Genomic DNA, 20,685 nt, shown 5'->3' on the forward strand with positions numbered 1-20,685 from the left:
GAGTACGTCATGACGAAGACCGTCAACCACTGGATCGGTGGCAAGACCGTCGAGGGCACGTCGGGTAACTGGGGCCCGGTCACCGACCCGGCCACCGGCGCCGTCACCACGCAGGTGGCACTCGCCTCCGTCGACGAGGTCGACGCGGCCGTCGCCGCCGCCAAGGCCGCCTTCGAGACCTGGGGCACCTCCTCGCTGGCCCAGCGCACCACCGTCCTGTTCAAGTTCCGCGCGCTGCTCGACGCCAACCGCGACGCGATCGCCGAGCTGATCGTCGCCGAGCACGGCAAGGTGCACTCCGACGCGCTCGGCGAGGTCGCCCGCGGTCTCGAGATCGTGGACCTGGCCTGCGGCATCACCACCCAGCTCAAGGGCGAGCTGTCGACCCAGGTGTCCAACCGCGTGGACGTGGCCGCGATCCGCCAGCCGGTGGGAGTGGTCGCCGGCATCACGCCGTTCAACTTCCCGGCGATGGTGCCGATGTGGATGTTCCCCATCGCCATCGCCTGCGGCAACACCTTCATCCTCAAGCCGAGCGAGAAGGACCCGTCGCCGTCCCTGAAGATCGCCGAGCTGCTCGCCGAGGCGGGGCTGCCGGACGGCGTCTTCAACGTCGTCCACGGCGACAAGGTGGCCGTCGACCGGCTCCTGGAGCACCCGGACGTCTCCGCGATCTCCTTCGTCGGCTCCACCCCGATCGCCCGCCACATCCACACCACCGCCTCCGCCAACGGCAAGCGCGTCCAGGCGCTCGGCGGCGCCAAGAACCACATGCTGGTGCTGCCCGACGCCGACCTGGACGCGGCCGCCGACGCGGCGGTCTCGGCGGCGTACGGCTCCGCCGGCGAGCGCTGCATGGCGATCTCCGCGGTCGTGGCGGTCGGCGCCATCGGCGACGAGCTCGTGCAGAAGATCCGCGAGCGGGCCGAGAAGATCAAGATCGGCCCCGGCAACGACCCGACCTCCGAGATGGGCCCGCTCATCACCGCCGTCCACCGCGACAAGGTCGCCTCCTACGTGCACGGCGCGGCGGACGAGGGCTGCGAGGTCGTCCTCGACGGCACCGGATACACGGTGGACGGCCACGAGAACGGCCACTGGATCGGCCTGTCCCTCCTGGACCACGTGCCGACCACCGCCAAGGCGTACCAGGACGAGATCTTCGGCCCGGTCCTGTGCGTGCTGCGCGCCGAGACGTACGAGGAGGGCGTGGCCCTCATCAACGCCTCCCCGTTCGGCAACGGCACCGCGATCTTCACCCGCGACGGCGGCGCCGCCCGCCGCTTCCAGCTGGAGATCCAGGCCGGCATGGTCGGCGTGAACGTGCCGATCCCCGTCCCGGTGGGCTACCACTCCTTCGGCGGCTGGAAGGACTCGCTCTTCGGCGACCACCACATCTACGGCAACGACGGCGTGCACTTCTACACCCGCGGCAAGGTCGTCACCACCCGCTGGCCGGACCCGTCCGAGGCCCCGGCCGGCGTGGACCTGGGCTTCCCGCGCAACCACTGAGCGCCTGAGCCCCATGGCATCCGCAGGCCCCCGTCGACCGCGGTCGGCGGGGGCCGCCCCATGAGCCGGCCTCGGTAGCCTGCACGCCGTGATCACCTCATACGCGAGTACCGATCAGGCGCACGACGCCGAAGTGGCCATAGCCGGGGCGCGTGCCGGGGCGGAGGTCGTCCGGAGCATGTACGGCAGGCGGCTCGCCCGCATCGACAAGGGCGCCGGCGACTTCGCCACCGCCGCCGACGTGGCGGCCGAGGAGGCGATCCTCGACGTCCTCCGCACCGCACGGCCCGGCGACGCGGTCCTCGGCGAGGAAGGCGGGCGACAGGGCGCCCCCGGCGGCGAACGCCAGTGGCTGGTGGACCCGTTGTGCGGCACCCTCAACTACGCCGTCGGCACCATGCTGGTGGCCGTCAACGTGGCGCTCCGGGACGGTGCGGCAGCGGTCGCCGATCCGTTCGGCGGCGAGGTCTTCTTCACCGACGGGAAGACCGCACGCGTACGGCAGGACGGGGCCGCCGACGCGCCGCTGACGCCCACACCCGCCACCCGGCTCGTGGACGTCAACCTGGACCCGCCGTTCCCGAGCGCGCCGGCGTTCCGGGCCGTGGACCTGCTGGCCCACCCCGAGTTCGCCGCTCGCTTCCGGCCCCGGGTCGTGTCCACGACCCTGGCCCTCGCCTGGGTCGCCGCCGGCAGACGGGCCGCGTACGTCACCGACGGCGGCGACCTCTCCGGGAGCGTGCACTTCGCCGCCGGCATCGCCCTGTGCCGCGCCGCCGGCTGCGTGGTCACCGGGATCGACGGAGCCCCGCTGGACGGGGCGGGCCGCGGCCTCGTCGCCGCCGCCGACGCCGAGACCCACGCGCTGCTGATGGAGATGATCAGCGGCCGCCGCTGACGAAATGAGTGGCCCCCACGGCGCGTTCCGGCGCACCCTGGGGCCATGTCCGTTCCCGCACAGCCGCCGAAGTTCCAGATCAGAGCCGTCCACACCGACACCACCGTGACCGTCTACCAGGCCTACAGGCCGTCGATCGGCCTGCCCGCCGCCCGCGACGGCCGCTTTCCGGCAGCCTGGAAGCGGGACCGGATGACGTGGATCAAGCCCTCGTTCCTGTGGATGGCGTACCGCTGCGGCTGGGGCCTGAAGGAGGGCCAGGAGACGGTGCTGGCCGTCGAGATCACCCGCGAGGGCTTCGAGTGGGCCCTGCGGAACGCCTGCCTCTCCCACTACGTCCGCGGCTTCCACGAGGACCGGGCCGCCTGGCAGCGGGAGCTGAAGCGCTCGCCGGCCCGCGTCCAGTGGGACCCGGAACGCGATCTGCACCACCGGCCGCTGCCGTACCGCTCGCTCCAGCTCGGCCTGGCCGGGGAGGCCTCCCGGCGCTACGCGGACGAGTGGACGGTCGCCATCCGCGACGTGACGCCGCTCGCCCACGAGATCCACGAGCTGGTACGCGAGCAGCGTCTGGAGGAGGCCGAACGGCTGCTCCCCGGGGAGCGGCCGTACCCGGTGGAGGACGGACTCCTGGGGCGGGTCGTCGCCTAGGCCGTCTCTTCCGGATCTTGGGGGTGTCTCGCCGATCAGGCCGGGCTCGCGACGCCTGGCACCGCGCCTCGCACGGCTCAGGTCTGCTCGCTCTCGAACGACCAGCCCCGCATGGTGAACACTCCCTCGTCCACCGCGCCCGCCGACGCGTACGTCCGCAGCGCCGCCTCGTTGTCCGTGTCCACGCCCACCCACATCCCGTAGCAGCCGCGGGCCTGGGCCTCCGACGCCAGCGCCTCCGTCAGGGCGCGGCCGACGCCCCGTCTCCTGTGCGCCTCGTCGACCGACAGCTCGTACAGGCACAGCTCCACGCCCTTGTCGGGGTGGCGCATCTCGATCCCGGAGACGAATCCGGCGGGGAAGCCGTCCTCCGCGTACGCGATCAGCAGCACGTGCCCGGGCGCGGCCAGGAAGGCCGCCGCCCAGTCCTCCCGGGGCGGCGCGTCGTACAGATGTGCCGCCGCGAGCAGTTCGGCCACCGCCGTGGCCCGCCGGATCTCCATCCGTACCTCCCACATCCGCGTCCACGCGTCGCGTGCACGTACCGCGTCCGGTGTACGGGGACGCTACCGCGTACGACCTGAGGAGGCCGACGAGTTCCGCCCCTGGGCACGCGAACCGCGCCGGGCCCGGCGCCTAGGCTCGACCCATGCAGCTGCGACTTCCCCGGAAGGGCCTGCCGCGATGGGCCGCGGTCGGCGCCGTGCTCGCCGTGCTCGCGGGCGGCGCCGGCACCTGGACCGCCGTCGCCTCCGACGACGCCGCGCCCGTGCGGCGCGCCGACCGGATGCTCGACCTCGACGGCGTACGGCTCGACACCTCGTACTTCACCTCCGGAGGCGACGGCCGCCGCCCGGCCGTGCTCCTCGGGCACGGCTTCGGCGGCTCCAAGGACGACGTCCGCGCGCAGGCGGAGCAGCTCGCCCGCGACGGCTACGCCGTGCTCACCTGGTCCGCCCGCGGGTTCGGCGCCTCCACCGGGCAGATCGGCCTCAACGACCCCGAGCGCGAGGTCAAGGACGTGAGCGGCCTCGTCGACTGGCTCGCCGAACGCCCCGAGGTGCTCCTCGACAAGGCGGGCGACCCGCGCGTCGGCGTCACCGGCGCCTCCTACGGCGGCGCGGTCTCGCTGCTCGCCGCGGGCCACGACCCGCGCGTCGACGCCGTGGCCCCGCAGATCACGTACTGGAACCTCGCCGACGCGCTGTTCCCGAACGGCGTCTTCAAGAAGCTCTGGTCCGGCATCTTCTTCTCGGCGGGCGCGGGTGCGGGCGCAGGTACGGCTGCCGGCGCGGGCGCAGGGGCGGGGTCCGGCCCTGGCACCGGCGGTCCCGGTGCGGGTACGGGTGCGGGTGCAGCGGACGGCAAGGCGGCCCCCGACCCCGTCTCCTGCGGCCGCTTCAGCCCCGAGGTCTGCGCGCTCTACCAGCGCGTCGCCGTCACCGGCCGGCCCGACGCCGCCGCCCGCGCGCTCCTGGAGGCCCGCAGTCCCTCCGCCGTCGGCAGCCGCATCAAGGTGCCCGCGCTGATCGTCCAGGGGCAGGCCGACTCGCTCTTCACCCTCGGCCAGTCCGACGCCATGGCGCGGACCATCGCGGGCAACGGCGCGCCCGTCGCCGTCGACTGGACGGCCGGCGGCCATGACGGCGGCGACCGGGAGACCGACCGCGTCCAGGCCAGGATCAGCGCCTGGTTCGACCGCTACCTCAAGCGGGACGCCTCCGCCGCCACCGGCCCCGCCTTCCGCGTCAGCCGTACCGGAGGAGTGGACTCCACCGACGGCCGGGCCACCCTGCGCGGCGCCACCGCCGACCGCTACCCGGGTCTCTCCGCGGGCCCCGTCCAGGTCACCCTCGCCCCTTCCGGGGCGCCCTCTTCCGGGCCGGCGGCCTCGGGACCGACGGCCTCCGGACCGTCACCCGCGCGCTCCTTCACCAACCCGGCCGGCGCCAACCCGCCCGCCCTGTCCGCCGTGCCCGGCCTCGGCGGCGGCCTGTCGCAGTTCTCCTCGCTCGGCGTGGGACTGTCCCTCGACTTCCCCGGCCAGTTCGCCGCCTTCGACGCACGGCCGCAGTCCGTGCCCCTCCGCATCACCGGCACCCCGACCGTCCGGGTCAAGGTGACCTCCACCGCGCCCGACGGCTCGGCGGTCCTCTTCGCCAAGGTGTACGACGTGGGCCCGGACGGCCGGCAGCAGGTGCTGCCCTCCCAGCTCGTCACCCCGGTACGGGTCGAGGGCGCCGCCGGGGACGGCCGCACCGTGGACCTCACGCTGCCCGCCGTCGACCACGAGGTGGCGGCCGGGCACCGGCTGCGGCTGGTGCTCGCCGCGACGGACCTCGGCTACGCCTCGCCCGTCGCCCCCGCCACGTACACCGTGACCGTCGAGAGCCCGCTGACCGTGCCGACCGCGCCCGCCGTGGCCACCCAGGCGGCCGGACTGCCCTGGTGGGTGTGGGGCCTGCCGCTGCTCGGCCTGGCCGTCGCGGCCGGACTGCTCCTGACCGCCCGGCGCCGCACCGCCGCCCCGGCCCCCGACCCGGCGCTCGCCGCGGTCCCGCTCCAGATCACCGGTCTGTCGAAGAAGTACGCGGGCACGGACCGGTACAGCGTCCGTCAGCTGTCCTTCCGCGTCGAACAGGGCCAGGTGCTCGGCCTGCTCGGCCCCAACGGCGCGGGCAAGACCACCACCCTGCGCATGCTGATGGGCCTGATCACCCCGGACGAGGGGGAGATCCGGGTCTTCGGCCACGCCATCCGCCCCGGCGCCCCGGTGCTGTCCCGGGTCGGCGCCTTCGTCGAGGGCGCCGGCTTCCTGCCGCACCTGTCGGGACGCGAGAACCTGGAGCTGTACTGGGCCTCGACCGGCCGCCCGGCCGAGGACGCCCACATCGACGAGGCGCTGCGGATCGCCAACCTGGGCGGCGCCCTGGAACGCGCCGTGCGCACCTACTCGCAGGGCATGCGGCAGCGGCTCGCCATCGCCCAGGCCATGCTCGGCCTGCCGGACCTGCTGATCCTGGACGAGCCGACGAACGGCCTCGACCCGCCGCAGATCCGCGAGATGCGGGAGGTGATGATCCGTTACGCGGCCGGCGGCCGCACCGTCATCGTCTCCAGCCACCTCCTCTCCGAGGTCGAACAGTCCTGCACCCACCTCGTGGTGATGGACCGCGGCGGACTCGTCCAGACGGGCCCGGTCGAGGAGATCACCGGTTCCGGCGACACCCTCCTCGTCACCCTGGACGGCCCGGTGCCGGACGCGGTGGTGGAGAAGCTGGGCGCCGTACGCACGGAATCCGGCCTGCTGGTACGACTCGACGGCAGGAGCGCCACCTTCCTCATCGGCGAACTCGTCCGCCTGGACGTGCCGGTGACCGGGGTGGGCCCGCACCGGCGCCTGGAGGACGCGTTCCTGACCCTGATCGGAGGAGAGACCGCATGACCACCGCCGTCCCGGCCGCCCTCGGCTACACGCCCGGCCGCACCCTGCCGCTGCGTGTGGAGGCCGTACGCCAGCTGAAGCGCCGCCGCACCCTGGTCATGGCCGGGATCCTCGCCGCCCTTCCCTTCGTCCTGATCGCCGCCTTCGCCATCGGCGGCACTCCGGACGGGGCGGGCAACAACCGCATCACCCTCATGGACACGGCGACCGCATCCGGCGCCAACTTCGCCGCGACCTGCCTCTTCGTCTCGGCGGGCTTCCTGCTGGTGATCCCGGTGGCCCTGTTCTGCGGAGACACGGTGGCGTCCGAGGCCGGCTGGTCCTCGCTGCGCTATCTGCTCGCCGCGCCGGTGCCGCGCGCCCGCCTCCTCCGGTCGAAGCTCGTGGTGGCCCTCGGCTTCAGCGCGGCGGCCATGCTCCTCCTGCCCCTGGTCGCCCTGGCCGCGGGCACCGTCGCGTACGGCTGGGGCCCGCTGAAGCTCCCCACCGGCGGCGCCCTGCCGGCCGGGGACGCACTGCTGCGCCTCGCCGTCGCGGTCGCGTTCGTCTTCGTGTCCCAGCTCGTCACCGCGGGCCTGGCCTTCTGGCTCTCCACCCGCACCGACGCACCCCTGGGCGCGGTCGGCGGAGCCGTCGGCCTCACCATCATCGGCAACGTCCTCGACGCGGTCACCGCCCTCGGGGACTGGCGTGCCTTCCTGCCCGCCCACTGGCAGTTCGCCTGGGCGGACGCCCTCCAGCCCCACCTGGAATGGACGGGCATGGCCAAGGGCACGGCCGTCTCCGTCACCTACGCCCTGATCCTCTTCGCCCTCGCCTTCCGCGGCTTCTCCCGCAAGGACATCGTGTCCTAGGGCGCGTGTCGCGTCGTGGACACGGCCCGGCACCCGGCTCAGGTTCCGGGGAGGATACGGCGCGTTTCGTAGGCCCACATCGCGATCTCGACCCGGTTGCGGGCGCCGAGTTTGGCCATCAGGCTGGCCAGATGCGTCTTCACCGTGCTGAGGCTGATGTGCAGTGCATCGGCGATCTCGGTGTTGGTCAGCCCGCGGGCGACGGCGAGGAGCACCTGCTCCTCGCGGGCGGTGACGGGGGAGACCGGCTGGGCCACGGGCCGCCCGGCGGGCAGGTCCGCGAACGCCTGGAGCAGACGGACGGTGACGCTGGGCGCGATGAGCGCCTCACCGTCGGACGCCGACCGTACGGCCTGCGCCAGAAGGTCCGGTCCCGTGTCCTTGAGGAGGAATCCGCGGGCGCCGGCCCGCAGTGAGCCGTAGACGTACTCGTCGAGGTCGAACGTGGTGATGACGACCACGGCCAGCGGGTCGGCGACGCCCGGGCCGGCGACCAGCCGGGTGGCCTCGAGCCCGTCGAGTACCGGCATGCGGATGTCGAACAGGCAGACGTCGGGCCGCAGTTCGCGGGCCAGACGTACCGCTTCCCGCCCGTCGGCGGCCTCGCCGACCACCTCGATGCCGGGCTGGGCGTTCAGCATGATCCGCAACCCGGTGCGGATGATCGTCTGGTCGTCAGCGACGAGGACGCGAATGGACACCGCTCTCGCTCCTCGCTCTCGGCAGTTCGGCTTCGACATGCCAGCCCCGGTCGGTACCCGGGCCGGCTCGCAGTGTGCCGCCGAGCAGCGTCGCGCGCTCGCGCAGTCCGGTGAGTCCGTATCCGTCGCGGCCCCGGCCGGTGCGCCGGCCGTCGTCGCGCACGCTCACCCGTACCGTGTGCCGTTCCGCGGCGACCCGGACGACGAGCTCGGTCGCGTCGACCGCATGGCGCAGCGCGTTGGTCACCGACTCCTGCACGATCCGGTAGACGGCCGCGTCCACGGCCGGGGGCAGCGCGTCCAGTTCGCCGTCGAGCCCCAGGTCGACCCTGAGGCGACCACCCGGGGTGCGCACCAGGCGCTCCAGATCCGCGACTCCGGCCGGGGGCGCCAGCTCGGCGCCGATCCCGCGGTCGCGCAGCGCGGCGACCATGGCGCGCATTTCCTCCAGCGTGCGCGCCCCTTCCTCCTCGACCTCCTCCAGCGCCTCGACGGCGGCGGACGGGTCGGTGCCCGCGAGCACCCGGCCCGCCTGGGCGATGATCACCATGGCCGACACGTGGTGGGCCACCGTGTCGTGCAGTTCCCGGGCGAGCTGCTCGCGCTCGCGGGAGCGCACCTGCTCCAACTGCCGCTCGCGAGCGGTCACCCAAAGCCGCACGGCGGCCCCGATCACGCCGGGCAGCAGCAGGAAGACATAACCCACGATTTTTTCGACGACCGGCGTCCCGTCCGTGACGACACACAGCGCGCCGACCGCGAGGATCACCGCGCCGCCCAGCACGATCTCGCGCCCCGATCCCCACCGGGGCAGCGCGTACACCAGCACGAGCACGACCGCGCCGGTGTACAGGCCGACGGGCTCGCGCGGTGCGGCGACGAGCGAGGCCACCGGAAGCAGCGTCACCGAGCCGAACGCCAGCGTCACCATCGCCAGCGGGCGGGTCCGGCGCCACAGGGGCAGCAGGCACAGCCACACGGCCAATACCACCGCCACCGGCCGCCACACGACGTTCTCGCGCAGGGTGGCCTCCAGCGCCACACCGGCGAGGCTCGCGGCGAGCAGCGCCCAGTCCCGCCGCACCCGGGCGGGCGCGGCGGGCGGCCGGGGTTCGGTCCACAGGGTTCGCAGGTCGTCTCGGAGCACGGTTCTCAGCCTAGGGACCGCGGCGTGCCGCGCATCGGCCGAAAGGACGGGTCGTCACTCCGCCCCGGGGCCGAAGGATCCGCGGCCCGCGGGCCGATGCCGCGGAGCGTCGTGGCGAGGAGCCTCGCATCGGCGGCCGTACAAGGACGGCCGACGAGGTGGTTGGAGGACCCGATGCTCTCGAAAGCCCTGTTGCGCCTGGGCACAAGCGCCGCCCGCCATCCGTGGCGGGTGATCGCGGCATGGCTGGTCGCCGCCACGCTCGCCGTCCTCGCCGCCGTCGCCTTCGGCGGGCGGACCGCGGACTCGATGACCGCTCCGGGACTGGACTCCCGACGGGCCGCGGAACTGATCGAGCGGGCGGGCACCGGCCAGGAGGGGATGACGGCCCAGGTGGTCGTCACCCCCCTCGCCGGCGGTGCGACGTTCTTCGACGACGACGGTGCGCGCACCGCTCTCACGCGGCTGCGGACAGAGGTGAAGCGGCTGCCGCACGTGCTCGGCACGAGCGACCCGGCGGGGGCGCTCGACGCGGGCGGGGACACCGCCGTGCGCGGCGGCCTCGTCTCGGCCGACGGGAGGATCGCGGTCGTCCGGGTGCAGTACCCCGACCAGAGCCGGCTGTCGGCCGAAGACCTCGACGCCCTCGTCGGTCTCGGCGACCGGCTGCGCGCCGAGCTGCCGCTGCGCATCGAGATGGGCGGGAGCCTCTTCTACGCCTTCTCCGACCCCGACGGCGGCGTGAGCGAGTTGATCGGCCTCCTCGCCGCGGCCGCGATCCTGTTCCTGGCGTTCGGTTCGCTCGTCGCCGCCGCGCTGCCGATCGGCATGGCGGTCTTCGGGCTGACCGTCGGGGTCGCCACGATGACGGTACTGGCGGGGGTGACAGAGGTCCCCGCCTTCGCACCGGTCCTGGGCAGCATGGTCGGGCTCGGAGTGGGCATCGACTACGCGCTGTTCGTGCTCGCCAGGCACCGGGAGTACCTCACGTGCGGGCTCGATCCGCAGGCGGCGGCCGGACGAGCGGTGGCCACGGCGGGGCGGCCGGTGGTCTTCGCCGGCGGCACCGTCGTCGTGTCGATCCTCGGCCTGGCGGTCGCGAACGTGCCGTTCATGACGGTGGGCGGGGTTGCCGTCTCGATCGTCGTCCTGACGATGGTGCTCGCGTCGGTGACGCTGCTGCCGGCCTTCCTCGGCGCGGCGGGCCCGCGCCTGGCCCGGGCCGGCCGGATCGGCCGGGCTCTGCAGACCGTGAAGCCGGGCCGGCTCGCACGGCGGCGGGACCCGGCGGCGGGCGCCGCCCCCGCAGCCGGGTGGCGCCGCTGGATCGGGCACGTCAGCCGGCACCCGGTGCCGTACGCGGTCGGCGCGGCGGGGCTGCTGCTGGCCGCGACGCTGCCCGTGCTCGGCCTGCGTGTCGGCCTGCCCGACGACGGCTCACTGCCCCACAGCCGTACCGAGCGCCGGGCCTACGACCTCGTCGCCGAGGGGTTCGGCCCGGGCACCAACGGTCCCCTCGTCATCGCCGTGGACCCCACCGGTGATCCGGGAGTGGTGGACCGACTCGTCAGGGCGGTCGCGGCGGATCCGGGCATCGCGTCCGTCGCGCCGACGCACGTCGATCGGGCCACCGGCATCGCGACCCTCGTGGTGTTTCCGACCACCAGCCCTCAGGACGAGGCCACGGCCGGCACCATCGCCCGGCTGCGGACCGACGTGCTGCCCACGGCGATCGGGAACGGCCCGGCCGGCGCCCACGTCGGCGGCGCCGCCGCGAGCCTGTCCGACGTGGGGCAACGCACCAGCGAACGCCTGCCGTTGTTCGTCGCCGCCGTACTGGCGATGTCGTTCCTGCTGCTGATGCTGGTCTTCCGCTCGGTCCTCGTACCGCTCAAGGCGGTACTGCTGAATCTGCTGAGCATCGGCGCGGCCTACGGCATCATGGTCGCGGTCTTCCAGTGGGGCTGGGGAGGCGCACTCATCGGGCTGGAAGCGACGGTTCCGATCGTGTCGTTCATCCCGATGTTCCTCTTCGCCATCCTGTTCGGCCTGTCGATGGACTACGAGGTGTTCCTCCTCTCCCGCGTACGCGAGGAGTACGTGCGCACCGGCGACAACGGCACGGCGATCGTCGAGGGCATCTCGCGCACCGCACGGATCATCACCTCGGCCGCCCTCATCATGGTGGCGGTCTTCCTCTCCTTCGCCGTCGCCGAGGACCCCTCCGCCAAGATGTTCGGGCTCGGCCTGGCCACCGCGATCTTCATCGACGCCACGGTCGTCCGCATGGTGCTGGTGCCGGCGACCATGACACTCCTCGGCCGGACCAACTGGTGGCTGCCGAAGTGGCTGGACCGGGTGCTTCCCTGGGGAGACCCCGTGCACCGGACGCCGCTCCCTGATCCGGCCTGATCGACGAGACACCTCCCAGAGGCGCGTCGCGGTACGGACGAGGTCGGCGACGGCTGGGGCCAGGCCCCCCTACACCCACCCCCTCCGAGCCGCTTCCGCTCCCGCGCGGAAGCGGCTCGTCGTGCCCAGGGCCGCCATCAGTTCGCCGACGCGGCGGCTGTAGGTGCGGGGGGACATGCCGAGGCGGGCCGCGGCGGTTTCGTCGGTGAGGCCGGCGAGGAGGGCGTCGAGGACCGGGCGGAGCTGGGGCGGGAGGTCGCGGGCGGGCGGGGTGAGGCCGGCCAGTTCCTGGCTGGTGTCCCAGGAGGCGTGGTGGGCGCGGACCAGGGCCTGGACGACGACGGGGTCGCGGATCAGGAGCAGGCCGTTGTAGTGGAGTTCGAGGTCGAGCGGGACCGCGGCGACCGTGCGGTCGACCACGATCATCTTGAAGGGGATCGAGTCCGCGACCCTCGCCCGGCCCGGGACCCGGACCGTCCCCGCCACCTGGGGGAGGGCGTGGCGGGGAACGATCCGGCGGACCTCGCCGGCCCGCTCCGCCGCCGCGCGCATGCACGCTCCTGCCAGCTCCAGGAACGGCTCGGGGATCGCACGCGAGGCGGAGGCCGCCGGGTCGTCGAAGGTCAGCAACTCGTGCCGTGCCGAGGCCGCGAGGCCCGCGAGCGCCGCGCTGACCCGCCGGGTGCCGCGGACCGGGCGCCCGGGAGGGCGCTGGGGCTCCGGACCGGCACGGCCCATCGCCGAACGGGCGAGCATCACGGAGCCCGCAGTCTCTGCCACCGCTGACCACCCCCGCCCGATCGGTGTGCCACTCCATGTACGCACGCGACTGCACACGGTGACAACCCCTGTTGACAAGGATGGCGAGTCCCTGCCACGGCAGCGCGTCCCCGCCGCCGTTGCCGCATTGAGATCCATCCGCAACTCCTTCGTCTGCTCCGTCCGGCCTCCTCGGACGTCACATTCACAAGTGCGGTACTCCGCAGGGGACATGGGGGATGGAGACGTGGGGGAGATGTTCATGAGGCGAAGGCTCTCGACGAGGGTGGCGGCCGGACTGCTCGGCGGCGCCCTGCTGCTGACCGGATGCGCCGGCGGTTCCGACGGGTCCGGCCGGACCAGCGCCGACCACTCCGCTTCCGACCGCGGTGCTCCCGCGCCCGACGCCCCGGACGCTCGGCGCCCCTCCGGTGCGCCCGAGGCGCCCGAGCGGCTCTCCACCTTCGCCCTCGACGTCGACACCGCCTCGTACGGCTACGCCCGCCGCACCCTCGCCGAGGGCCGGCTGCCCGACCCCGCCGACGTACGGCCCGAGGAGTTCGTCAACAGCTTCCGGCCCGACTACCCGCGGCCGAAGGACAACGGCTTCAGCGTCACCCTCGACGGCGCCCGCTCCGACGCGGCCGGCTGGTCGCTGCTCCGGGTCGGGCTCGCGACCCGGCCCGGCGACGGCGAACGGCCGCCCGCCGCCCTCACGTTCGTCATCGACGTGTCTGGTTCCATGGGCGAGCCCGGCCGGCTCGACCTCGTCAAGGAGTCGCTCGGGCTGCTCGCCGACCGGCTGCGCGACGACGACTCCGTCGCCCTCGTCACCTTCAGCTCCGACGCCGAGGTCCGGCTCCCCATGACCCGGGTCGGCGAGAACCGCGGCCGGATCCACGACGTCGTCGACGGCCTGGAGACCAGCTCCTCCACCAACGTGGAGGCCGGCGTCCGCACCGGCTACGACGTCGCCGTCGAGGGCCGCCGCACGGGCGTCACCAACCGGGTCGTGCTGCTCTCCGACGCCCTCGCCAACACGGGCGACACCGACGCCGAAGGCATCCTGGAGCGCATCGACACCGAGCGCCGCACGTACGGGATCACCCTGTTCGGCGTCGGCGTCGGCAGCGACTACGGCGACGCGTTCATGGAGCGGCTCGCCGACAAGGGCGACGGTCACACCACCTACGTCGCCACGCCCGCGCAGGCCCGCAAGGTCTTCGTCGACCAGCTCCCCGGCCACGTCGAACTGCGCGCCCGGGACGCCAAGGCCCAGGTCGCCTTCGACGAGAAGACCGTGGAGGAGTTCCGGCTCATCGGCTACGAGAACCGGAAGGTCGCCGACGACGACTTCCGCGACGACCGGGTCGACGGCGGCGAGATCGGCGCCGGACACACCGTCACCGCGCTGTACGCGGTGAAGCTGCGGCCGGGGCAGCGCGGCAGGGTCGCCACGGCCACCGTCCGCTGGCTCGACCCGGCCAGCCGCGCCCCGCACGAGCGCTCGGGCAGCGTGGACGCCGCCGCCATGACCGCGCCGATCTGGGGCGACGGCCACGACAGCCTGCAACTGACCGCCGTCGCCGCCTACTTCGCCGACCGGCTGCGCGGCGGCACGGTGCCCGGAGCGCCGGTCCTGTCGAGCCTCGCCGCCCGGGCCGGCGCGATCGCCGAGCGGTCCCGCTCCGCGTCGGTGCGGGAGCTGGCCGAGGCGATCCGGCAGGCGGACGGGTTGAGCGGTTCCTCCGACCCGTACGCCGGGTGATCGGCCATCATGATGCCCATGGCCGCCCTGCTGCTCGCCCTCGCCGTCGTGTCCACCGGTCTCTACGCCGGGTTCATGCTCATCTTCCGGACCGGTGTGATGCCCGCCCTGGCCCGTCTCACGGACGAGGAGTTCGTGAACGCGATGCGGCGGATCAACGAGTACGTGCCGAGGCCGGTGTTCCTGCTCGTCTTCCTCGGGGTCGTCGCCTTCCCCGCGGCGGCCCTGGCCGTGCCGGTCGACGGGCGGACCGACACCCAGAAGTGGCTGGTGCTGGCGGGTCTCGTCTGCGCGGCGGCCAATCATCTGGTCACCGTCGCGGGCAACATCCCGCTCAACAACGCCCTCGCCGCGTCCGAGCCGGCCGGCGAGCCGGCGCCCGCCGTACGGGCCGCCTTCGAGCGGCGCTGGAACCGCCTCCACCTGGTCCGTACCCTGCTGATCCTGGCCGCCTTCGGGCTGCTGACGGCCTCGGCGGTGGTCACCGGCTGAGGCTTCCGGCTGACGGCTGATCGACACTGGACCGGAGGGTCGGTTTTCCGGTAGCCCTGAGTGACATCCGGCGCGGGGAGACGGTGCGTCAGGTCGGTGCGTTATCGGCCGACCTGACGTTCTCTTACTCGGCAGTGTCCGCAACTCCGCTGGTCAGAGGCTTGCGAAAGCGGATGGCCGGGCTTGCGGGTTCACTGCGAACAAGGCTTCGGGTATCTTCCAGCTGCCGGAAAATAGGTACCCCAAGGTTTGTTTTCTCGGGCCACCGGGATGCCGGTTCGGGCGCGATGAGAGGGACGTGACTCCCATGGCGAAGCAGGATCGGGCGATTCGCACCCGCAAGGCGATCCTGGAGGCGGCTGCCGCCGTCTTCGACGAGCGGGGCTACGAGGCGGCCAAGCTCTCCGACATCCTGGCGCTCGCCCAGGTGACGAAGGGCGCGCTCTACTTCCACTTCGACTCCAAGGAAGACCTCGCGCACGCGGTGATCGACGCCCAGGTGTCGGTCGTGCCCACGGCGCCGCCGCAGACCTGCAAGGTCCAGGAGTTCGTGGACGTCGGCATGGTGTTCGCGCACCGGCTCACCGTCGACCGGGTGCTGAGCGGCAGCGTCCGGCTCACCCTCGACCAGGGCGGCCACGACCTCAACCGCAGCGGCCCCTACCGCGAGTGGACCGAGATCAACCTGGCTCTGCTCCGGGAGGCGAAGGAGCGCGGCGAGCTGCTGCCGCACGCCGTGCCCGAGGAGGTCGCCCCGCTCGTCGTCGGCGCCTACGCGGGGCTCAACCTGATGACCCACGCCCTCGAGGGCGACCGCTCCTCCATGGAGCGCTGGGCCTCGGCGCTCTACCACCACTTACTGCCCAGCATCGTGGTGCCGTCCGTGCTGACCATGCTGGACCTGGAGCCGGGCCGCGGCGCGCGGGCCCTCGGCGCCGCGGACGCCACCTCCTAGGTCCGCCTGCCGGCCTGCCTGTCTTCCTTCGCCGCGCGGTGTCCCGCGCGGCTTTCGTGCGCCTGGGCTCCCACGCCACCTTCCCATGGCCCCTGCGGCGCGCCATCATGATCTCAAACGAAACCGCTCTGCCGGTTTTCGCGAGCTCCTGGCCGGAAGCCGCCCGCACCGCTGCCTGAAAACCAACGCCAAAGCATACCCGTGGGTCCAGTAACTGGATCCGGGAGTACGTTTCTTGAGTGCTTGACGACCTATTGACGGTCATGAACTGGGGTGAAACGGGCAAAAATTCCGTCCACCGGGTCCAGTGATTCCATACCGTCCGGTTTCTTATTGACATGCCGCGCGGTCTCTTTTCTAATCGTCGAGGGTCATCCCGTGCGCAGAAGCTGAGGGGGCAACGTGGACGTCCGGATCCTGGGGGGACTTTCGGTGCGCGAGAACGGGGTGTCGATCACCCCGACCGCCGCCGCGCCGCGACAGCTGCTCGCCCTGCTCGCCGCCTGTGCCGACCAGGTCGTCCCGGTCTCCGTCCTCATGGAAGAGCTGTGGCCGTCCGGCGCGCCGCGCGGAGCGCGCGCCGAGCTCCACTCCCACATCCTGGGACTGCGCTCGCTGATCGCCACCGCGCTCGGTGACGGCCGGGGCGCCGGCCGCGGCCCGGAGGGCGGGCCCGGTGCGGGAGACGGCCGCACCCCCGAGACCGTGCTCGCCGCCCAGTCCGGCGGCTACCGGCTCGACACCGGCGGCGGTTCCCATGACGTGTGGCAGTTCGAGCGCGCGGCCGGCGCCGGTTACCGCGCCATGGAGGCGGGCGACCTCGCGCGCGCCGCGCTCCGGCTCGGCGAGGCCCTGGCGCTCTGGCGCGGCGAGCCGTACGCGGGAGTCGACGCCGGCCCCGGGCTGCGCGCGGAGACCGAGCGCCTGGAGGCCTCCCGGCTCAGCGTGCTCGACCAGTGGGTCGAGGCCCAGCTGGGGCTCGGCCGGCACGCCGAGATGGTGCCCGAACTCGCCGTCCTCGTCGCCCGGCACCCCGTCAACGAGTCGCTGCACGCCCAGTTCATGGTCGCCCTGCTGCGCTCCGGCCGCACCGACGACGCCGTGGAGGTCTTCCACCGGCTCTGCGTGGCCCTGGCCGAGGACGGCGGCCGGGAGCCCTCGGCGCGGCTGCGCCGGCTGCACCGCTCGCTGCTGACCGTACGGGAGGCTCCGCGGCCCCGCGTACCGGCGCAGGCCCAGGGATCCTGGCTGCGGCCGCTCCGGCTCGTACCGGTCGTCGCGGGTGCGCCGGCCTGATCAGCCCGCCGCCCGGCGGGCCGGCGGCCGGACCCGGCACCCCGAGGTCGGCGCTCCCGGGGTGCCCGGTCCCGCCTGTCCCTGCCCGGTCCTGACGCACCGTCGGGCGCGCCCCGCTCACGTTCGCGCGCCCGCGCCCGGCCCGGCAAGGTGCCCGCGCCACCCCGTCGCAGGCACGCGAAGGTGGCCCCGGCACACTGGAGCCAGCGGAATGGGGCGGAAGGTGAACGAACAGCCATGAAGTCGTCGATCTCACCGTTGACCGCCGTGCACGTCCGATCTAGTTTCGGCCAGCGGTACGGGTGTCCACGGCGACACCTGGTTCTGCTCAACAGCGGGAGTTGAGGCATGTCCCACCACGGCACGGACGGGGGCGGGGGAGTGGACGCGCTCTCCGTGCTGGAGCTGCTGGCCCAGCAGGCGCCGCCCGAGCGGTTCACCGAACTGCTCGACGAGGCCCGCGCGTCCGGCCTGCCGCCGGCCGAACTCGCCCGTCTGGAGCGGGCGGTGCACCTCGCCACCGGAGTCGGCCGCTCGCTCGCCCGCCGCGAGCAGCGCGAGGCGGGCCTCGACGCCCTCGCGGACACCGCCCGCGACCTCACCCTCCCGTACGACCTGGACGGCCTGCTGCGGCTGGTCGTCCGCCGGGCCCGGCGGCTCCTCGACCTGGACCTCGCCTGCGTCACCCTGCGCGACGACCACGGCGTGCGCGTCCTGCACAGCTCCGAGGGCGGCCTCACCGCCTTCGACGCCGCCGCCTGCTCCGGCGCCCTCGACAGCCAGGGACTCGGCGGCCTGGTCCACGCGACCGGCGGACCGGCCTGGACCGAGGACTACCTGGCGGACGACCGCTTCCCGCACCTGCCCACGGTCGACGAGGTGGTCCGCGAGGAGGGACTGCGCGCCGTCCTCGCCGTGCCCCTGCGGATCGGCGACACCGTCCTCGGCCTGCTGTACGGCGCCGACCGCAGGGCCCGGAGGTTCGCCGACGCCGAGCTCGCGCTGCTCGCCCCGCTCGCCGACCTGGCCGCCGTCGCCACGGAGAAGGCCGGACTCCTCGACCAGACCACGGCCGAGGTCACCGAACTCGAACAGGACAGCTCCCGCGCCCGCACCGCGCTCACCCGCATGCGCTACATCGGCGAGGCGCACAGCAGGATCATGAACCTGGTGCTGTCGGGCGGCGATCTGCTCGGCGTCGCCAAGGCGGCCGGTGACGCCCTCGACGCGTGCGTCCTCGTCCGCGACACCGGCGGTCGCACGCTGGCCGCCACCGGCGAGATCCCCGGCCTCGACGAGGACGCGGTGGCGAAGGCCTCGCTCGACGCACACGCGGGCCGCCGCCCCGTACGCGCCGGCGGCGCCGGGACCAAGGCGGGACCGCCCGGGTGCGGCCCCGATCACGGATCCGGATGCGGCCCCGATCACGGCCCTGGCGACGGCGACGCCGAGCGGACCTGGGTCGCGCCCGTCATCGCCGGCTCCGAGGACCTCGGCGTCCTCGTCGTGAGCGCCGCGACCGAGCTCACCGGCGAGGACGAGCGGCTGCTCGAACTCGCCGCCCAGTCCGTCGCCTTCCTGCTCCTCATGCAGCGCTCCACCGCCGTCGCCGAGGGTCCCGTCCGCGACGAACTCCTCGACGACCTGCTCGCCGAGCCGCAGCACGCCCCGCAGCAGATCGCCCAGCGTGCCCGCCGCCTCGGCATCGACCTGCGCAAGCCGCACGTCCTGGTGGTGGCCCGGCCCGAGGGCGGCGAGCAGGGCCGCGCGGTGGTGTGGGCCTCCTCGTACGCGTACCGGATGGCGGGGCTCAAGACCGTGCAGGGCGGCTGCATCGTGCTGCTGCTGCCCGGTGTGGACGCGTCCGCCGCCGCGAAGGCCGTCTCGGGCGAACTGGCCCCTCTGCTCGGCCACCCGGTCTCGGTGGGCGCGGCCGGCCCCGGCTGGAGCCCGGACACCGTGGGCCGGCTCTACCAGGAGGGCACCCGCTGCCTGGACGCGATGAGCGCGCTCGGCGGCACGGGAGCGGCGGCGTCCGTGGAGGACCTGGGCTTCCTGGGACTGCTGCTGTCCGACGACCACGACGTGGACGGTTTCGTCGAGTCGGCGATCGGGCCGGTACTGGACTACGACGCCGAGCGGTTCACCGATCTCACCCGCACGCTGGAGGCGTACTTCGCCTCCGGCGGCAGTCCCACCAACGCGGCCGAGGCCCTGCACGTCCACCCGAACACGGTCTCGCGCCGCCTGGAGCGGATCGGCGAACTCCTGGGCCCGGAGTGGCAGAAGCCCGGACAGGTCCTGGAGGTGCAGCTGGCGCTGCGCCTCCAGCGCACCCGTGAGGTCCTCGCCCGCCGCCGCGCCGCCCTCGGCGAAACCCGCCAGACCGGGCCGGCGAAGGACGCACCCTAGGCCTCTCCGGAGACACCCGCCGTCGGGTGTCGGCACAGGGCCAGGTGCCGGTACGAGGTCGGGCGTCGGGCGCCGGTACGGGGTCCGGAAGCCCCAACTCCCGGACCCCGGTCTGCAGGGGGCTGCGCCGTCAGCTCGCCGAGCGGGCGGGAGCCGTGGAGTACGGGGCGTCGTGGCCGGCCGCGAGCACGGTCGCCGCGTGGGCCGCGGAAGCCAGCGTGATGTGCCGGTGCCAGCCGCGGAACGAGCGGCCCACGAAGTCCCGCAGGCCCGCGCCCTCGCCGACCGCCCGGAAGTCCCGCTCCACCCGGCGCGACAGCTTGGTGAGCCGCAGCAGCGGTCCGACCGCCGAACCGGTCAGGTCGGTGATCCACAGCCGGGCCGGGGCGCGCCGCGGGTCGTCCCACTCGCCGAGCAGGAGCAGCGGCCGCTGCCGCTCGCCCGCCGGTACCGGCAGGGTGACCCGCACCGCCGTGGCGAGGGAGGTGCGCGAGGTGCGCACGCCGGCCGCCGAGTCCACCCAGCTGACCGGGCGCCGCAGCCCCTTGAGGGACTCCAGGATCTGCAGCGCCGTGAGCGGTCCGGCGCCGAAGCCCGGCAGCGAGCGGTCCGCGACGGTCAGCCGGCAGCCTGTGCCGATCCGGGCCACCACCGGGACGCCCGCGAGGGCCAGCCGGTGCAGGGCCGCCCGCCCGGCGCCGCCGCGGATGTCGAGCAGCAGCGGCTTGCGGGCCACGTCGGGCCAGCGGGAGGTGTCCAGCGCCGCGTTGACCGCGCACTCCTCGAGCGTCTCCTCCGCCGCGCCCTCGGGCACCTCGGCGCGGTCACGCCGCGTCGGGTCCTTGACCCACGGGTCGGGCAGGAAGAGCCGCCAGTTGACGGGGACGCTGGTCTCCTCGGAGGCGAACCACACGCCGAAGGCCTGCTGGCCGCGGAAGACCTGGCCGCGCTCGGGGTCGAAGCGCCGGTCGACGCCGACCGAGTGCTGCCCGGCCTTCGGTATCGGCATGGGCCGGACCACCCAGGCCTGCGGGGAACCGGTCCGCTGGACGAAGCGGGCGAGCTCCGCCCGCATCGGCCGCCAGTCCCACGTGGAGCTGGAGATGAAGTGGTGCAGGCTCTGCTCGGCGGCCGGGCCGCCGATCTGCGCGGCGATGTTGCGGATGGACTTGCGGCCCTGCGCGGTCAGCAGCCCGCTCAGATACTGCTCGGCCTTCATCCGCTGGTCGCGGCGCGGGAAACCGGAGAAGAGCGCGGCGCAGAGTTCGCCGTACACGTCCTCGCCGGCCGCGTCCCGGTGCGCGGCGACGGTCCTGAACCTGGTTGCGACGGATGTACTCACGACACTCCTGCCATGGGGGGTTGTGCAGCTCCCTCCCGCTG

General features: G+C 73.7%; 16 protein-coding genes. 11 read left to right on the top strand and 5 right to left on the bottom strand.

The genetic code is table 11. From position 1 onward, the window contains the following. The first annotated feature begins 9 nt into the window (after positions 1-9). From mmsA to ACFVGS_RS09590, 3 genes are all read left to right on the top strand, one after another. On the top strand, positions 10-1,512 hold the full coding sequence (gene mmsA, locus ACFVGS_RS09580; protein ID WP_384415339.1) for a CoA-acylating methylmalonate-semialdehyde dehydrogenase: 1,503 nt from the start codon (positions 10-12) through the stop codon (positions 1,510-1,512). Between the two features lie 88 nt (positions 1,513-1,600). Continuing rightward, positions 1,601-2,410 carry an inositol monophosphatase family protein gene (locus ACFVGS_RS09585; protein WP_385691988.1) on the top strand — a complete coding sequence of 270 codons (810 nt, stop codon included), beginning with the start codon at positions 1,601-1,603 and terminating at the stop codon, positions 2,408-2,410. A gap of 45 nt (positions 2,411-2,455) precedes the next feature. Next, positions 2,456-3,061 (top strand): DUF4291 domain-containing protein, encoded by a 606-nt coding sequence (locus tag ACFVGS_RS09590; RefSeq protein WP_384415345.1) that lies wholly within the window; start codon positions 2,456-2,458, stop codon positions 3,059-3,061. Between the two features lie 77 nt (positions 3,062-3,138). Here the strand turns inward: ACFVGS_RS09590 and ACFVGS_RS09595 are convergent, their stop codons facing one another. Further along, positions 3,139-3,564, bottom strand: coding sequence for a GNAT family N-acetyltransferase (locus tag ACFVGS_RS09595; RefSeq protein WP_385691991.1), 426 nt, complete (start codon positions 3,562-3,564; stop codon positions 3,139-3,141). A gap of 146 nt (positions 3,565-3,710) precedes the next feature. On the opposite strand from ACFVGS_RS09595, the gene ACFVGS_RS09600 reads away from it, so the two are divergent. Both ACFVGS_RS09600 and ACFVGS_RS09605 read left to right on the top strand, forming a co-directional pair. Beyond that, the gene (locus tag ACFVGS_RS09600) at positions 3,711-6,506 is read left to right on the top strand and encodes a CocE/NonD family hydrolase (protein ID WP_384415350.1); all 2,796 of its coding nucleotides are present in this window, start codon (positions 3,711-3,713) and stop codon (positions 6,504-6,506) included. Next, complete coding sequence (locus ACFVGS_RS09605; protein WP_385691995.1) at positions 6,503-7,360, top strand: ABC transporter permease; 858 nt, start codon at positions 6,503-6,505, stop codon at positions 7,358-7,360. Before ACFVGS_RS09600 ends, ACFVGS_RS09605 begins: the two co-directional genes overlap by 4 nt. A 38-nt stretch (positions 7,361-7,398) precedes the next feature. On the opposite strand, the gene ACFVGS_RS09610 is transcribed toward ACFVGS_RS09605, so the two are convergent. Together ACFVGS_RS09610 and ACFVGS_RS09615 are read right to left on the bottom strand one after the other, a co-directional pair. Continuing rightward, entirely contained in the window at positions 7,399-8,061 is a 663-nt protein-coding gene (locus ACFVGS_RS09610) for a response regulator transcription factor (RefSeq protein ID WP_150497990.1), read from the bottom strand. Further along, positions 8,036-9,208, bottom strand: coding sequence for a sensor histidine kinase (locus ACFVGS_RS09615; RefSeq protein ID WP_384415356.1), 1,173 nt, complete (start codon positions 9,206-9,208; stop codon positions 8,036-8,038). Before ACFVGS_RS09615 ends, ACFVGS_RS09610 begins: the two co-directional genes overlap by 26 nt. 174 nt (positions 9,209-9,382) lie before the next feature. Between ACFVGS_RS09615 and ACFVGS_RS09620 the strand changes: the two genes are divergently transcribed. Then, positions 9,383-11,620, top strand: a complete 2,238-nt coding sequence (locus ACFVGS_RS09620; protein ID WP_385691999.1) for an MMPL family transporter — start codon at positions 9,383-9,385, stop codon at positions 11,618-11,620. Between the two features lie 69 nt (positions 11,621-11,689). Here the strand turns inward: ACFVGS_RS09620 and ACFVGS_RS09625 are convergent, their stop codons facing one another. Further along, a complete protein-coding gene (locus ACFVGS_RS09625) occupies positions 11,690-12,400 on the bottom strand; it encodes a DNA-binding response regulator (protein WP_384415361.1) in 711 nt (236 codons plus the stop codon). Between the two features lie 241 nt (positions 12,401-12,641). On the opposite strand from ACFVGS_RS09625, the gene ACFVGS_RS09630 reads away from it, so the two are divergent. From ACFVGS_RS09630 to ACFVGS_RS09650, 5 genes are all read left to right on the top strand, one after another. After that, on the top strand, positions 12,642-14,147 hold the full coding sequence (locus ACFVGS_RS09630) for a von Willebrand factor type A domain-containing protein (RefSeq protein ID WP_385692002.1): 1,506 nt from the start codon (positions 12,642-12,644) through the stop codon (positions 14,145-14,147). An 18-nt stretch (positions 14,148-14,165) separates the two neighbouring features. After that, complete coding sequence (locus ACFVGS_RS09635) at positions 14,166-14,639, top strand: DUF1772 domain-containing protein (protein WP_385692005.1); 474 nt, start codon at positions 14,166-14,168, stop codon at positions 14,637-14,639. 307 nt (positions 14,640-14,946) lie between these two features. After that, entirely contained in the window at positions 14,947-15,594 is a 648-nt protein-coding gene (locus tag ACFVGS_RS09640; protein WP_384415370.1) for a ScbR family autoregulator-binding transcription factor, read from the top strand. Between the two features lie 402 nt (positions 15,595-15,996). Beyond that, positions 15,997-16,890, top strand: coding sequence for a BTAD domain-containing putative transcriptional regulator (locus ACFVGS_RS09645; protein ID WP_384415373.1), 894 nt, complete (start codon positions 15,997-15,999; stop codon positions 16,888-16,890). A gap of 348 nt (positions 16,891-17,238) precedes the next feature. Beyond that, positions 17,239-19,302, top strand: coding sequence for a helix-turn-helix domain-containing protein (locus tag ACFVGS_RS09650; RefSeq protein ID WP_385692008.1), 2,064 nt, complete (start codon positions 17,239-17,241; stop codon positions 19,300-19,302). A 130-nt stretch (positions 19,303-19,432) separates the two neighbouring features. Here ACFVGS_RS09650 and ACFVGS_RS09655 read toward each other — a convergent pair whose 3' ends face one another. Beyond that, positions 19,433-20,644, bottom strand: a complete 1,212-nt coding sequence (locus tag ACFVGS_RS09655) for an IS701 family transposase (protein WP_385692011.1) — start codon at positions 20,642-20,644, stop codon at positions 19,433-19,435. Positions 20,645-20,685 lie beyond the last annotated feature (41 nt).

This window comes from Streptomyces sp. NPDC127114 (genome assembly GCF_042677525.1).
GTDB lineage: Bacteria > Actinomycetota > Actinomycetes > Streptomycetales > Streptomycetaceae > Streptomyces.